Consider the following 14,051-nt stretch of genomic DNA (forward strand, 5'->3'; position numbering starts at 1 on the left):
GATTCCCACGCGAGCCGCTTGCTGAACTTCAAAAGCCTGCGCTAGAATGCACAGCTTCACTCGGTGGTGACCACCCCAGGGTGAAAGTCTTCAGGAACGCTTCTCGAAGCACCTGAAAACGCCGCTTTCAGGAGAGGTGGCAGAGTGGTCGATTGTACCTGACTCGAAATCAGGCGTACGTGAATAACGTACCGAGGGTTCGAATCCCTCCCTCTCCGCCAAAAGCGTTTCGGCGCCGTCTGCAGAAGACCGCTGAAACGGCATGAAGCCCCGCCAGACGGGGCTTTTTTGCGTCTGGAGGCGTCTGCCATATGTCGACGCCGTCAGGCGGGTTCAATCGGCAGCGGGCGCGCGCGGCAACTCGATCCAGAACTCGCAGCCCTGGCCGGACGGCGTCTCGGACAGGCCGATCCGCCCTTCCATGGCCTCCATCAGGCGCTGGGACACGGCCAAGCCCATGCCGTGTCCTTCGACTGTCTGTCCCTCCTGGCGCAGACGCGAGAAGGGCTGGAACAAGCGGGCGCGGAATTCGGGGGGGATGCCGGGACCGGTGTCGCCCACCGTGATGCGCACCTTGGCCGTTGCGGAAACCACGGAGATCCGGACCGCGCCGGCTTCCCGGTTGTACTTGATGGCGTTGGACAGCAGGTTCAGCAGCACCTGCTTGAGCCGGGTCCGGTCCGCCCGCACTCGCACTGCGTGTTCGGGAGGCAAGGTCAGCGCGATTCTTCGGGCATCTGCCAGCGGGCGCATCAGGCTGACACACTCGCGCAGCAGTTCGCCCATGGCCAACGGCCGGCAGTCGACCGTGACCCGGCCCGCCTCGACGGCCGACAGATCCAGCACGTCGTTGATGAGCGTCAGCAGGTGGCGCCCTGCCGTGAGGATTTCGCGGACATAGCCCGCGTGCCGGGCATCGGCTGGAGGGTCCAGATCCATCAGTTGCGCAAAGCCGAGGATGGCATTCAGCGGGGTGCGCAGCTCATGACTCATCCGCGAGAGAAAGCTGGTCTTGGCTTCGTTGGCCCGCTCGGCACTCAGCTTGGCCTCCAGCAGTTCCTCGTGGTGGCGCAGGTCTTTCGCGCAGTCCTGGAAGAGGTGGTACAGGTAGCGCGCCTGACCTTGCCGGTCGGTGACCACGCCGGTGTCGTGGCGAACGCTGAGCATCGCGCCGTCGGCCAACTGAAGGCGGAGCAGGCCGCTCCAGCGACCGCCCTGCTTGGCCATCTGGCGGGCTTGGCGAAGGGCCTCCTCGCGTTCGGAGGGCAGGATCAGATCGCGCAGCCGAAGCTGTGACAGATCGCCGCCCTCCAATCGCAGCAACTGGCGTGCCGCCCGGTTCACATGCAGGATGCGGCCGTCCATCTCGGTGATGCAGGCGCATTGGTCGGTGTGGTCGAAGACCTGGGCAAACTTTTGCGCCCGCGCCTCGGCCTGTCGCAGTCGGGTGAGGTCCTGGACCGTCCCGATCCAGCGCCGGGGCTGGCCAGGCAGGAGCTCCAGCGTGCCGGTGACCACGAGGTGGCGAGTGCCCAGGCTCGGATGCCGATACCGGAAGCTGACCTGGGTGGTGCCCTGGCGTCTGAGGGCTGCGAGACCTCGCAGCACCGCAAGGCGATCGTCCGGCAGCACGCCGCCGTGGAGTCGGGGCAGGGACAGGGCGCCGCCGAGGCCATCCGTGCCCAGCAGTTCGTTCAGCAAGGCGCTGCCCGTCAGCTGCTGGCAGTGGGCGTCGTAGACCCAGTGCGCCATCTGGGCGCTGTGCTGGGCCTGCAGCAAGCGGGCCTGTGCCTGGACGAGATGCTGGCTCTGCCGCTCGGCCTCGGTGACATCTTCCAGCAGGATCAGCCCGTGGGTGTGAATCCCGTCGTCACTGTGGATGGGGGAGCAGCGCAGCTCGATGACCTGGTCAGGATGGGGGCGGAAGCGCACCGTGTCGTTGCCGGCGGCATGGGCTTGGATGTGCGTGCGCAACGATAGCAAGGTGGGGGCGCAGTCGGTGCTGCCGGCCGGGCAGAGGGGGCCCAGCAACTGTGCGGGGGGAACATCCGCGAGCCGGGCTGCGGCCTGGTTGGCCCACACCACCGGCATGTCGGGGTGGCAGCGGTCCACGATCAGGATGCCGGTCCGGCTGCCCTGGGTGGCACGCTCCAGCAGGCGCAGGCGCTCCTCGATCTCCTTGAGCGCGGTGATGTCGGTCCGGATGGACACGAACTCCGTGATGTGTCCTTGTTCGCCCCGAATGGGCACGATGGTGGACTGCACCCAGTAGTACCGGCCAGCCTTGCTGCGGTTGCACAGCACCCCCTGCCACACGTCGCCCCGCGTGATCGTTCCCCACATTTCCCGGTACAAGCTGTCCGGATGGCGGCCGGAACGCAGCAGGCCGTGGGTGCGGCCAATCAGCTCCTCGCGTCGGTAGCCGCTGATCTGGCAGAAGCGGTCGTTCACCTCGGTGATCACCCCTTGGCGATCGGTGACGCTGAAGATGGCGTGCTCGTCCAGCGCCATGCGCTCGGTCTGTCCCGTCGGCGTGAGGGCTGTGTCCTCCGGTTCGGCGGCGGGGGCGCTGGGTGCGCCTGCCAGCGTCTGCCGCCATTGGTGGAGCAAGTTCAGCAACTCGAACCGGGTGCTTCGGTAGTCCTGGCCCAGCAGCCCGGGGGCCTGCGCCTGCAAGGCCTGTCCCGGCGCGCGCCAGGCCGGACCGCCATGCTCGGACAGCCACTGTCCCAGGCTTCGAAGGTGGCTCACCAGCCCGGGCCGACGGTCCGGAGAGACCTCGCTCAAGGCCAGGAGGCTGATGGCGCTGTCCAGGGCATCCAACAGGGGCTGGGCAGGGAAGTCTGCTTCGAAGTCCGGGGTGGCGTGGCTCATGAGGGCGGCCCTGGCCGTTCCCGTGCTCGAATGCACACCGGGAGGCCAGCGATCTGACTGCAAACCCTGTAGCGTACGCGTACGTTACATCTGGCATTCGATGGGCTTACCCCTAATTCATGGGGGATGAAAAGCCCTGCCCGGGATGGGCCCTCCCGCCAGGGGGGGCCGTGGCGAGCGCCCGCTGGGCAAGAATCTTCTGCCGCCTTCCCCTGGCGAGCCTTGTCCTGCCGATAGACCGAATGCCCTGTCCTCCCGCCTCCCCTGTCCGCGTTCGCAGACGCAGCGAAGCCGCGCGGGAAGCCTTGCGAGCACGGTTGGTGGACACCGCCATGAGGCTCTTTCGAGAAGGCGGCGAGCGAGCGGTGTCGATGCGGCTCCTGGCCCGGGAAGTGGGCATCTCCACGATGGCCCTCTACACCTACTTCCCCACGAAGGCCCATCTGATGCATCACATCTGGACGGACGTGCTGCGACTGGCCTGTGTTCGTGGGGAAGAGGCGGCGGCGGCGTCTCCGTGTGACTGGAGCCGGCTCGACGCCTGCCTGCAGGGCTTTCTGACCTACTGGATGGACCACCCCGATCATCTGCGTGAGATCCTTCGGGCCTGGCAGGCCGACGGCGATGGGCAAGGGCCACCCACCTGGTTCCATGCGCAGTGTGTTCAGCTGGATCAGCTGCTGCGCCCCTTGTCGTCGCCGCGTGACGAGGAGGTGCGGATGGCGGAGTGTCGGGACCAGATCCTGACCCAGATGCTCGGTGCCCAGATGCTGCTGCTGGTCCATGCCCAGGCGCCCCGCGCGACGCGCCAGCGCCTGATCGAGAACACGACTCGCACGGCCCTGGCCTCGCTGCGAGCCCGGATGAATCCGGAAGGCGCCGCGGGGGCGTGAGCCGGTTTACCCATCTTTACGGTCCGGCCAACGCGGGCTAACGCAGCTTCCTCAGCATTCCGGGGATGCCCGATCAGGGCTCGGAAAGGATGCCGAGATGAAGCGTTCGACCTGGGGCGGACGGCAGGCCAGTGTGGCCCTGCTGGGGTTGGTGTTGGTGATGCTGGGTGGCTTGGGCGTGGTGGCCCTGGCTTCCGCCCGGGCCATGCCTTCCCCCGGCGCAGGCCAGCCGATGCTGGAGACGCCCCATGGTGACCGCTTGCCGTCGGAGCGCCGCCACAAAGAGACACAAGGTGACCAGCGGCCGCCCAACGCCGAAGGGCTGCGCGCACCGCTGGCGCTTGTGTCGTGATCGATCGAAGTAGAGGGAGTTACCATGCTGACGTTCCAGTCTTCCCAGCGGGCGCCGCTGATGGCGTCCGACCTGAAGGTCGAGATGACGGCTGCCAAGATCCTGCTGATTGACGACGATTCCCGTCTGACCGCGATGGTGGGCGACTACCTGCGCGGCCATGGCTACGAAGTGGAGACCGCCGGTTCGCTCGCCGAAGGGCGTTCCCGCTTGCAGGTGGGGGCCTTCGAGGCCCTGGTGCTGGACTTGATGCTGCCCGATGGCGACGGTCTGGACCTGACCCGCGAGCTCCGCAACGATGCTCGGCTCAAGCGCCTGCCCCTGCTGATGCTGACCGCGCGCGGCGAGCCCATGGACCGCATCGTCGGCCTGGAACTGGGCGCGGACGACTACCTGCCCAAGCCCTTCGAGCCGCGCGAGCTGCTGGCACGCATCAAGGCCCTGCTGCGCCGGGCCACGCCCGAGCCCGAGGTCGAGGACGTGCTGGAGTTCGGCCGTCTGGAAGTCGATCTCGGCGCCCGGGAGGCTCGGTTGGATGGCAAGCGCTGCGAGCTGACCAGCCACCAGTTCGATCTGCTGGCCGTGCTGGCCCAGAGCCCGGGCCGGGTGCTGAGCCGGGATCAGATCATGGATGCGCTCAAGGGCCATCCGCTCGAGGCCTTCGATCGCTCCATCGACGTGCATGTCTCCCGCATCCGCGCGGTGATCGAGGATGACCCGAAGAACCCGAAGCGGGTGTTGACCGTGCGCGGCACGGGCTACGTTTTCGCGCGGCGCCAGGACGCGGATTGAGATCCCTCTACATCCGGATCTGGCTGACCGTCATCGCGGCGCTGGCGCTGTTTGCGCTGGCCTCCGGTTGGCTGCTGGAGCGCCACCTGTCCCAGGAAAGGGCCCGGGCCGATGCCCTGCTGTCCGAGCGTCTGGCCGGCTGGGGACCCTTGATCCAGGGCTCGCTGCCGCCCCGCACCGCCTCGCTGGCCGACCAGACGACCGCGCTGGAGGACTGGTCGCACCGCATGCACACGCCGCTGGCCTTGCTGGATGCCCAGGGGCAGCGCATCGCCGCGTCCCGGCGCTACCTGGACATCGAGGCCGAAGGCCACGGGCGGCCGCTGACGGTGCCGCTGGAGGATGGGCGCAAGCTCTCCATCATGCGACCGGACCTGCGGATGCTGCCGCTGCGGCGTCTGCCGCCGGAGGTCGGGGCTTCCGGGCCACCCCGCGATGAGTTCAGGGGCTTTCCCGACGAGCGTCCGGGTGGGGCTCCCGGCGACGAGCGGGGCGGCCCGCTGGAGGCGTTGGAGAACGGGCGGCCGCCCAACCCCGTCGGGCCCGCGCCGGCAGGTGCGGAGCATGGCCCCGGAGGGGCACGGCCCCAGCTGCCGCCACCGGGCTTCCTGCTGGGGCCGGGTGGGGAATGGCCGGCCAGCCTGGGCTTGGTCGTGCTGCTGGCCATGCTGTTCATGGCGGTGGCCGCCGGTGCCTATCCGGTGGTGCGCAGCATCACCGGCCGGCTGGAACGGCTCAAGCAGGGTGTGGAAGCCTTTGGTGCCGGCGCGCTGGCGCAGCGGGTCCAGGAAGAGGGCAAGGACGAGGTGGCCGCCCTGGCGGCCAGCTTCAACCGTGCCGCGCAGCGCATCCAGTCCCTGGTGCAGTCCAACCAGAGCCTGCTGGCCAATGCCAGCCACGAGCTGCGTTCGCCCCTGGCGCGCCTGAAGATGGCCCTGTCCATGATGGACGATGCGGCCCCGGCGCAACGGGTGTCCTTGCGCAAGGAGATCGAGGTCAACATCCGCGAGCTGGATGCCCTGGTGGAAGAGGTGCTGCTGTCCAGCCGGCTGGAGGCCGGCGTGGCGGTGGATCTGGAGGACCCGGTCGATGCCCTGGCGGTCATGGCCGAGGAGGCCAGTCGGGTGGGCGCCCAGGTCGAAGGCCTGCCCCTGATGCTGCGGGGCAGCGAGCGGCTGCTGCGCCGCGCGGTGCGCAACCTGCTGGAGAACGCTCACCGCTACGGTGGCCAGGATGTCCGGGCCGAACTGCTGCAACTGGCCACCGGCGAGGTGCAGCTGAGGGTCTGTGACCGCGGCCCGGGGGTGCCCGAGGCCGAGCGCGAGCGGATCTTCGAGCCCTTCTACCGCATGCCCGGACATGCCGAGCGCGAGGGGGGCGTGGGCCTGGGGCTGGCGCTGGTCCGTCAGATCGCCCGGCGCCATGGAGGCCGCGTGCACTGCGAGCCGCGCGACGGCGGTGGCAGCTGCTTCGTGCTCACCCTGCCGGCGGCGCGCCTGCTGCAGGCCGCGGGGGTCTGAACGACCGCCTGCCCGCCCCGCGGGCCGGGCATCACACGGCGGGCGAGGCCGACGTTCCGGGCGAGACGCGCCGCCGCAGCACCCAGCCCTGCAGCGCCGTCAACCCGGTGCCTGCGGCCAGCAGTCCCAGCGTGGCGGCGGTCCAGAAGCCGGGTGCGCCCTGCAGCGATGAGGGCACTGCGCCCGTCACGTTGAAAGCCAGCAGGTAGCCTCCCCCCAACCCCACGCCCCACAGCGAGAACGCATAGACCACCATCGGCGCCGTGGCGATGCGCCAGGCCCGCAGCGTGAAGGCCACCACGGTCTGCACCGCGTCGGCCACATGGAACACGGCCAGCCAGGCCAGCAGGGGCAGGGTGGCGGCCACCACCGCCGCGTCGCGGGTGTAGAGCTGCAGCACCGGGGTGCGGGCCAGGTAGACGGCGCAACCCACCAGGGCGGCCAGTCCGGCACCCAGCCAGAGTCCGTGCCAGCCCAGCCGGCGGGCGTCGCCCAGGGCCTGTGCACCGATGCGCTGGGCCACCAGTGTGCTGGTGGCGTTGCCCACCGACATCGGCAGCATGAACATCAGCGAGATCAGGTTCATCGCGATCTGGTGGCCGGCCACCGGCGTGGTCCCCAGGCGGGCGATGAACAGGGCCATGAAGCTGAAGCCGGTCACTTCGATCAGGAAGCCCGCGCCCATGGGCACGCCCAGGCGCAGCAGCTCCCACAGCGCGGGAGCGTGCGGGCGGCGCAGACCCTGTTCGAACAGCAGGAAGCGGGTGTAAAAGGAGTCGCGGCGCAGCCAGGCCCAGGCGCCGGCCGTCTGGGCCCACAGCACGATGACCGTGGCCCAGGCGCAGCCGGCCACGCCCAGCGAGGGCAGGCCAAGGGCCGGCCAGCCGTTCACCAGCGCGATGGTCAGGGGGACCTTCAGCGAGAGCCCGCCCAGCTGCAGCAGCATCACCGGCTTGGGGCGCGACACGGCGGTGGTGAAGGCGCGGAACACCGTGAACACCAGAGCGGCCGGCAGGGCCAGGGTCAGGGCACGCAGGTAGCTGCGGGTGCGCTCGGCCACCTCCGGGCCCGCCTTGGCCATCCACAGGAAGGGCTCGGGCCACCACAGGAACAGCGCACCCAGGGCGGACAGCCCGAGGGCCAGCCACAGGCCCTGGTGGAACTGGTCCCCAGCGGCTTCATGCCGCCCCGCGCCGTGCAACTGGCCCACCACAGGCGAGAGGGCCAGCACCACCCCCATGAAGCCGATGATGATGGTGATGTAGGCTGCGGTGCCCACCGCGAAGGCCGCCAGGTCCAGGGGGGAATGACGGCCCACCACCACCGTGTCCACCGTGTTGAAGGCGAGCACCGCCAACTGGCCGATGTAGACCGGCCAGGCCAGGGGGACGATGCGCCGCACGCTGGCCAGCCAGCTGCGGTCGCTCATCGGGCGTCCGCCGGGTCGGCCCCTCGGGCCCGCTCGGCATAGCGGTTGAAGCGCCAGGCCGTGCCTTCCAGCGTGATGCGCTGCCAGACCTGGCGCTTCTCGGCCGGGCTCAGCACGGGCCAGTTCTGCACCTCGTCCTCGGTGCGGCCACAGCCCTTGCAGACGGCGTCGCCCTGGGCGGTGGAGCAGATGGCGATGCAGGGGGCGTCGGGCGTGCTGTCGTACCAGGCCAGCCAGGCCGCCAGGGCCGCCGGGCTGAGCGCCGCCTCGTCCACCTCGCGGGCCTGCCGGTAGACCAGCAGGGCATAGGGCTCGCCCAGGGCCAGCACCTCGGGGCAGGCGGTCACGCCATCGGGTGAGGGCGAGCGTTCGCGCCACCAGTTGATGGCGGATTCGAGGTCGGAAATGTGGATGCCGGCCATGGCGTCGTCGTGCGTGCAGAAGAGCCACCGTCCGGGTGGCCTCCGATGCAGAAGGGCCGGCCGACGGGGCTCAGGGAGAGTTCGGAGCGCGGGCGGTGGTCCAGCCGGTCGGCGGCGCCGAACCGGCCACGCGTGCCGCATGTTCCGCCCGTCACTGGCGGACCCACAGGCCGCCCGCGACACCCGCCAGGACCAGCATCAGGACGATGCAAGCCGCCCAGATCCCCATTCTTGAGCCTACTTCCAGGTCTTCGAGCATGGTGACCTCCGCAATCGTGGCGGGTGAACGGCCATTGTAGGAGACCGGCGGCCGCAACCGGTCAGAAGCTCGACCTTACAGGAGGTAGGTGCACAGCCGGAAGTCGGGGTCTTCCGGATAGGGTTTGACCTCGAAGTGCAGGCTGCGCATCAGGCGAAGCATGCTGTCGTTGTGGGTCAGCACCAGGCCCTGGATCTCGCTGAGCCCCTTGGCGCGGGCGACATCGATGATGGACAGCATCAGGCGCGAGCCCAGTCCCTGGCCGGACACGCTGTCGGCCACCACCAGCGAGAACTCGCAGGTGGTCTGGTCCGGGTTGGTGATGTAGCGCGAGACGCCGATGATCTCCTCGCGGTCGGTGAAACTGCCGTCCTCGTTCGCCTGACGGTGGTGGCGCACGGCCACCAGCGCCATCTCGCGGTCGTAGTCGATGAGGGTGTAGCGCGCCAGCATGCGGGCCGGCATCTCCTGCATCGCGCTGACGAAGCGGAAGTAGCGGCTTTCCGGCGACAGACCGCGCACCAGGGCCTGCAGCATGTCGGCGTCGTCAGGCTGGATGGGGCGGATGGTGCACAGCCCGCCGCCCTTGAGCGGCCACTCGCGCGCCAGCCCGGCCGGGTAGGGCAGGATGGCCAGATGCTGGTAGGGCAGGCTCGACGAGGGCGCGGCCGGTTCCACCACGATGCGTGCATCCACCGCCACCGCCCCGGTCTCGTCCAGGATGATGGGGTTGATGTCCATCTCACGCAGCTGGGGCAGGGCGCAGACCATTTCCGACACCCGCAGCAGCACCTGTTCCAGCGCGTCCACGTCCACGGGTGGCGCGCCGCGCCAGCTGCCCAGCGTCTCGGCCACGCGGGCCCGCTCGATCAGACGGTGGGCCAGGAACTGGTTGAGCGGCGGCAGCTCCATGGCCCGGTCGGCGATCAGCTCGATCATCGTGCCGCCGGCACCGAAGGTGATCACCGGACCGAAGGGGTCGTCGGTGGTCATGCCGATGTAGAGTTCCCGCCCGCGCGGCTTGCCACTCATGGGCTGGATGGTGACGCCGTTGATGCGGGCCTGGGGCTGCACCTTGGCCACCGCGGCCAGCATGTCGTTGTAGGTGTCGCGCACCTGGGTGGCGGTCATCAGATTGAGCGCCACGCCGCGCACATCGCTCTTGTGGCTGATGTCGGGCGAGTCGATCTTCAGTGCCACCGGGTAGCCCAGCTGGCTGGCGATCAGCATGGCCTCGCTGGCGCTGCGGGCCAGCATGGTGCGCGTGACCGGGATGTGGAAGGCCGCCAGCAGGGCCTTGGATTCCATCTCGGTCAGCACATGGCGCCGCTCGGCCAGCACGCTCTCGATCAGCAGGCGCGCGCCCTCGGCGTCCGGGCTGTCCAGCGCGCTCATCGGCGGCGGGGTCTGCTGCAGCAGCTGCTGGTTCTGGTAGAAGCTGGCGAGGTTGCCGAAGGCCTCCACGGCGGCTTCCGGGGTGCGGAAGTTGGCCACCGCATGCTGGGCCAGCAGGGTGCGTGCCCCGCGCACCGTCTCGTCACCCATCCAGCAGGCCACCACCGGCTTGCCCTGCAGGTGGGCCACCTCGGTCACGGCGGTGGCCACGGTGTCGGGTTCGGTCCCCGGCAGGCCGCCGGGTTTGGGCGAGTAGATCACCAGGGCGCCGTCCACCCCGGCATCGCCGCTGGCGGCCTTCAGGGCCGCAGCGTACTGCGCGCCGGTGGCCTCCTCGCCCAGGTCGATCACCTGGCCCAGCGTGGCCTGGCTGCCCAGCTGCGGTGCCAGGCCGATGCGGCTGGCGTCGCCCAGCCGGGCCACTTCCAGGCCCAGGTCGTTGGCCCAGTCGGCGGCCAGCACAGCCGGCCCGCCGCCGTTGGTGATGATGGCCAGCCGGTTGCCCACCGGCCGGTAGCGCGAGGCCAGGCATTTGGCCGCGGAGAACAACTGGGTGAAGGCGCGCACGCGCACCACGCCGGCACGCCGCAGGGCGGCCTCGAACACGTCGTCCGAGCCGACGATGGCGGCCGAGTGGGTCAGCGCGGCGTGGGAGCCGGCCGGCTTGCGCCCGGCCTTCATCACCACCACGGGCTTGATCGAGGCAGCCGCCCGCAGCGCGCTCATGAAGCGCCGCGCGTTGCGGATGCCTTCCATGTAGATCAGGATGCTGTGGGTGGCGCTGTCATTGGCCAGGTAATCCAGCACCTCCGCCAGGCCCAGCGAGCTGTTCGCGCCCAGCGAGACCACGGTGGAGAAGCCCACGCCGTTGTGGCGCGCCCAGTCGAGGATGGAGGTGGTCAGCGCGCCCGACTGCGACACCAGGGCCAGCGGACCCTGCTGGGCCAGCGGGCCGGTGGCGCCCGCGTTCAGGTGGGCCGAGGGGCGCTGGAAGCCCAGGCTGTTGGGGCCCAGCAGCGGCATGTGGTGGCGGCGGGCCACGGCATGCAGCGCGGCACAGGTGCTTTGCGGCAGGCCCGAGGACAGCACCATGGCCGCGCGGCAGCGGATGCGCCCGGCGATCTCCAGGGCAGCCTCGATCTGGGCATCGGGCAGGGCGATGATGGCCAGATCGGCACGCGTCTGGGCCAGTTCGGACAGTTTGGCGGTGATCTCGCCTTCGATGTCCAGCCGCGTGACAGGTCCGGAGAAGCCGCTTTCTTCCAGCGATTGCAGCAGCACCCGCCCCAGGGGCGTGGCGGAATCCGGCTGGGCCGGGTTGCCCGCGAAGACCACCAGGGACCGCGGGGTGAACAGGGAGGTCAGAAAGTGCTTGTCCACGGGAGGGCTCATCCGCGCGAGCGGCAGGTTCTGGGATGGGCGCAGCATACGATGCGCCTTCCGTTTGGGGGCGGAGAAAGAAGGGTGGGATTGCCCTTGATCAAGTGGGTGGGCAGGGATCACCCCAAATGCAACGGGCGACCCGGAGGTCGCCCGTTGTGGAGGCCGGCGGGGCGGCCGGCGAGGGCAGGTCGCCGGCTTACCAGGAGGCGCGGCCCATGCCCATGACGCGGCGGTACCACTCATGGAAGTGCTGCATGCCGTCCTCCATGGGGCTCTGGTAGGGCCCGACCTCGTCGTCGCCACGCTCGAACAGGGCCTTGCGGCCCAGGTCCATGCGCTCGCCGATCTCGTCGTCCTCGATGCAGGTCTCCATGTAGGCGGCCCGCTGGGCCTGGCAGAACTCCGGCTCGAAGGCGGCGATCTCCTCGGGGTAGTAGAACTCCACCACGTTGAGTGTCTTCTGCGTGCTGACCGGGTACAGCGTGGAGACGGTCAGAACCTTCGGGTACCACTCGATCATGATGTTCGGGTAGTAGGTCAGCCAGATGGCGCCCTGCTTGGGCGGTTGGCCGTCGTGGGCCTTGAGCACCTGGTCGCGCCAGTCCTTGTACACGGGCGAGCCGACCTTGCGCAGGCCGTCGAACACGCCCACCGTCTGCACCGAGTGGTGCTTCCCGAATTCCCAGCGCAGGTCGTCGCAGGTGACGAAGTTGCCCAGGCCGGGGTGGAAGGGGCCGACGTGGTAGTCCTCCAGGTAGACCTCGATGAAGGTCTTCCAGTTGTAGTTGCACTCGTGCATCTCGACGTGGTCGAGCACGTAGCCGGAGAAGTCCAGGTCGGCGCGCGGGCCCAGGCCCGCCAGGTCGGCCGCGATGTCCCGGCCGTTGTCCTCGAACACCATGCCGTTCCAGGTGCGCACCTTGTAGTTGTTCAGGTGCAGGCAGGGGTCGTGGTCGAAGTGCGGGGCGCCCACCAGTTGGCCGCCCAGATCGTAGGTCCAGCGGTGCAGCGGACAGACGATGTTGGACTTCGTGTTGCCACGGCCGCGCAGCATGACGGCCTGGCGATGGCGGCAGACGTTGGAGACGAGTTCGACACCCTTGTTGGTGCGGATCAGCGCGCGACCTTCGCCTTCCTGCGGGAGGGCGTAATAGTCGCCCACCTGCGGAACGGACAGTTCATGCGCCAGATAGCGCGGTCCGTGCTGAAAGATGAGTTCCTGCTCGCGGCGGAACAGGTCCTCGTCGAAATAGGTGCTGACAGAGAGTTGAGAGCGCGCGCGCTCCAGAGCTTCCAGCGTGATGCTCAGGTTCGACATGATCCCCAGGATCTCCAAAAAACATGTCTTGAAACCCCCCACCCGGTGGCCCCGCGGGTGGGAATGAAAAAACCCCCACCGGCAGGGTGAGGGCAACTTGAATTGTAGCCGAACCCTCTGGATCAAGGGGTATTGGGGGATTGACGACAGTCAAAGAGCTTGTTTCTGATTTGTGAAGCTTTCCCCGTCGTCTGCCACGGATCGCCATGGCGGCTGACTACAATGGGGGTTATTCATCTGCAGCGTCCATGCCCCGTTCCCCGACCCCTCAAGCCCCCGCCGCGCCTGCCAGCTACGAAGAAGCCCTGGCCGAACTGGACCGCTTGCTGCAGGCCATGGAAGGTGGGCAACTGCCGCTGGACAAGCTGCTGGAAAGCTACCAGCGGGGCAGCCAGTTGCTGACGTTCTGCCGGGGCCGTCTCAAGGCCGTGGAGGACCAGATCCAGGTCCTCGAAGAAGGGCAGCTCAAGCCCTGGACAAGCGAATGACAGTGAACCAATGGGAGCGTTGGGTCCAAGAGAGCCTCGCGGAAGTCGAAGAGGCCCTGGACCGATTTGTGCCGGCCGATGCGCCGGCGGGGCTGGGCGAGGCCATGCGCTATGCCGTGCTGGGCGGCGGCAAGCGCCTGCGCCCGGTCCTGGTGCTGGCGGCCTGCGAGGCGGTCCAGGGACACCGCGAGGCCGCCTTGCGTGCGGCCGTGGCCGTCGAGCTGATCCACGCCTATTCGCTGGTGCATGACGACATGCCCTGCATGGACAACGACATGCTCCGGCGCGGCAAGCCCACGGTGCATGTGCAGTTCGGCGAGGCCCAGGCCATGCTGGCGGGCGACGCCATGCAGGCCCTGGCCTTCGAGGTGCTCACGCCGGAAACCGGTGTGCCTCCCGAACTGCAGGCGCGTCTGGTCCGCCTGCTGGCCCGCGCGGCCGGGCAGGAAGGCATGGCCGGTGGCCAGGCCATCGACCTGGCCAGCGTGGGCAAGCCGCTGACCGAGGCCGCGCTGCGCGACATGCACCGCCGCAAGACCGGTGCGCTGCTGCAATGCAGCGTGCTGATGGGGGCGGCCTGCGGCCAGCCCGGCGACACCGGCTGGCAGGCCCTGAGCGATTACGGCGCGGCCATCGGCCTGGCTTTCCAGGTGGTGGACGACATCCTGGACTGCACCCAGGACTCGGCCGTGCTGGGCAAGACCGCTGGCAAGGACGAGGACGCCAACAAGCCGACCTACGTCTCGGCCCTGGGTCTGGAAGCCGCCAACCAGTACGCGCAGCGCCTCTACACCGAAGCCATGCAGGCCCTGGACCGCTCCGGGCTGTCCGTGGGCCGCCTGGCCTGGCTGGCCGGGCGCGTGGTGGACCGACAATACTGAACTGCGGCACCATGGATGGTCGATCCCTCGTGCCGGTTCCGGAGC

The 14,051-nt window shown here is 69.0% G+C and carries 11 protein-coding genes and 1 tRNA gene; 7 read left to right on the plus strand and 5 right to left on the minus strand.

Features of this window, described 5'->3' with window-relative positions:
• Positions 1 to 130: 130 nt before the first annotated feature.
• Positions 131 to 221 (plus strand) — tRNA-Ser (locus LRM40_RS07150).
• 112 nt (positions 222 to 333) lie between these two features.
• Here the strand turns inward: LRM40_RS07150 and LRM40_RS07155 are convergent.
• Positions 334 to 2,874, minus strand: a complete 2,541-nt coding sequence (locus LRM40_RS07155) for a PAS domain S-box protein (RefSeq protein WP_151124036.1) — start codon at positions 2,872 to 2,874, stop codon at positions 334 to 336.
• A 320-nt stretch (positions 2,875 to 3,194) separates the two neighbouring features.
• Here LRM40_RS07155 and LRM40_RS07160 point away from each other — a divergent pair, with 320 nt between their 5' ends.
• The 4 genes from LRM40_RS07160 to LRM40_RS07175 all read left to right on the plus strand — a co-directional run bounded on the left by LRM40_RS07160 (position 3,195) and on the right by LRM40_RS07175 (position 6,431).
• Positions 3,195 to 3,767 carry a TetR/AcrR family transcriptional regulator gene (locus LRM40_RS07160; protein ID WP_170288866.1) on the plus strand — a complete coding sequence of 191 codons (573 nt, stop codon included), beginning with the start codon at positions 3,195 to 3,197 and terminating at the stop codon, positions 3,765 to 3,767.
• Between the two features lie 97 nt (positions 3,768 to 3,864).
• Entirely contained in the window at positions 3,865 to 4,119 is a 255-nt protein-coding gene (locus LRM40_RS07165) for a hypothetical protein (protein ID WP_151124038.1), read from the plus strand.
• 84 nt (positions 4,120 to 4,203) lie between these two features.
• Positions 4,204 to 4,911 carry a winged helix-turn-helix domain-containing protein gene (locus tag LRM40_RS07170; RefSeq protein ID WP_151124069.1) on the plus strand — a complete coding sequence of 236 codons (708 nt, stop codon included), beginning with the start codon at positions 4,204 to 4,206 and terminating at the stop codon, positions 4,909 to 4,911.
• On the plus strand, positions 4,908 to 6,431 hold the full coding sequence (locus LRM40_RS07175; RefSeq protein ID WP_151124039.1) for a sensor histidine kinase: 1,524 nt from the start codon (positions 4,908 to 4,910) through the stop codon (positions 6,429 to 6,431). Before LRM40_RS07170 ends, LRM40_RS07175 begins: the two co-directional genes overlap by 4 nt.
• A 31-nt stretch (positions 6,432 to 6,462) precedes the next feature.
• Here the strand turns inward: LRM40_RS07175 and LRM40_RS07180 are convergent, their stop codons facing one another.
• The 4 genes from LRM40_RS07180 to LRM40_RS07195 all read right to left on the minus strand — a co-directional run bounded on the left by LRM40_RS07180 (position 6,463) and on the right by LRM40_RS07195 (position 12,637).
• Entirely contained in the window at positions 6,463 to 7,860 is a 1,398-nt protein-coding gene (locus tag LRM40_RS07180) for an MATE family efflux transporter (protein WP_151124040.1), read from the minus strand.
• Complete coding sequence (locus LRM40_RS07185; RefSeq protein ID WP_151124041.1) at positions 7,857 to 8,282, minus strand: DUF3717 domain-containing protein; 426 nt, start codon at positions 8,280 to 8,282, stop codon at positions 7,857 to 7,859. Before LRM40_RS07185 ends, LRM40_RS07180 begins: the two co-directional genes overlap by 4 nt.
• Positions 8,283 to 8,616: 334 nt before the next feature.
• Complete coding sequence (locus tag LRM40_RS07190; RefSeq protein WP_151124042.1) at positions 8,617 to 11,316, minus strand: bifunctional acetate--CoA ligase family protein/GNAT family N-acetyltransferase; 2,700 nt, start codon at positions 11,314 to 11,316, stop codon at positions 8,617 to 8,619.
• A gap of 199 nt (positions 11,317 to 11,515) precedes the next feature.
• The gene (locus LRM40_RS07195) at positions 11,516 to 12,637 is read right to left on the minus strand and encodes an aromatic ring-hydroxylating oxygenase subunit alpha (protein WP_151124043.1); all 1,122 of its coding nucleotides are present in this window, start codon (positions 12,635 to 12,637) and stop codon (positions 11,516 to 11,518) included.
• A 248-nt stretch (positions 12,638 to 12,885) separates the two neighbouring features.
• Here LRM40_RS07195 and xseB point away from each other — a divergent pair, with 248 nt between their 5' ends.
• Both xseB and LRM40_RS07205 read left to right on the plus strand, forming a co-directional pair.
• Positions 12,886 to 13,125 (plus strand): exodeoxyribonuclease VII small subunit, encoded by a 240-nt coding sequence (gene xseB, locus LRM40_RS07200; protein WP_151124044.1) that lies wholly within the window; start codon positions 12,886 to 12,888, stop codon positions 13,123 to 13,125.
• Complete coding sequence (locus LRM40_RS07205) at positions 13,122 to 14,006, plus strand: polyprenyl synthetase family protein (protein WP_151124045.1); 885 nt, start codon at positions 13,122 to 13,124, stop codon at positions 14,004 to 14,006. The genes xseB and LRM40_RS07205 overlap by 4 nt, the downstream gene beginning before the upstream one ends.
• Positions 14,007 to 14,051: the final 45 nt, after the last annotated feature.

The organism is Ideonella dechloratans (assembly GCF_021049305.1).
GTDB classification, from domain to species: domain Bacteria; phylum Pseudomonadota; class Gammaproteobacteria; order Burkholderiales; family Burkholderiaceae_C; genus Ideonella; species Ideonella dechloratans.

Excerpts from the sequence above, each read along its gene's own strand:
- LRM40_RS07155 (WP_151124036.1), bottom strand. The coding sequence starts at position 2,874 with ATGAGCCACGCCACCCCGGACTTCGAAGCAGACTTCCCTGCCCAGCCC.
- LRM40_RS07165 (WP_151124038.1), top strand. The coding sequence starts at position 3,865 with ATGAAGCGTTCGACCTGGGGCGGACGGCAGGCCAGTGTGGCCCTGCTG.
- LRM40_RS07170 (WP_151124069.1), top strand. The coding sequence starts at position 4,204 with ATGACGGCTGCCAAGATCCTGCTGATTGACGACGATTCCCGTCTGACC.
- LRM40_RS07180 (WP_151124040.1), bottom strand. The coding sequence starts at position 7,860 with ATGAGCGACCGCAGCTGGCTGGCCAGCGTGCGGCGCATCGTCCCCCTG.
- LRM40_RS07185 (WP_151124041.1), bottom strand. The coding sequence starts at position 8,282 with ATGGCCGGCATCCACATTTCCGACCTCGAATCCGCCATCAACTGGTGG.
- LRM40_RS07195 (WP_151124043.1), bottom strand. The coding sequence starts at position 12,637 with ATGTCGAACCTGAGCATCACGCTGGAAGCTCTGGAGCGCGCGCGCTCT.
- xseB (WP_151124044.1), top strand. The coding sequence starts at position 12,886 with ATGCCCCGTTCCCCGACCCCTCAAGCCCCCGCCGCGCCTGCCAGCTAC.
- LRM40_RS07205 (WP_151124045.1), top strand. The coding sequence starts at position 13,122 with ATGACAGTGAACCAATGGGAGCGTTGGGTCCAAGAGAGCCTCGCGGAA.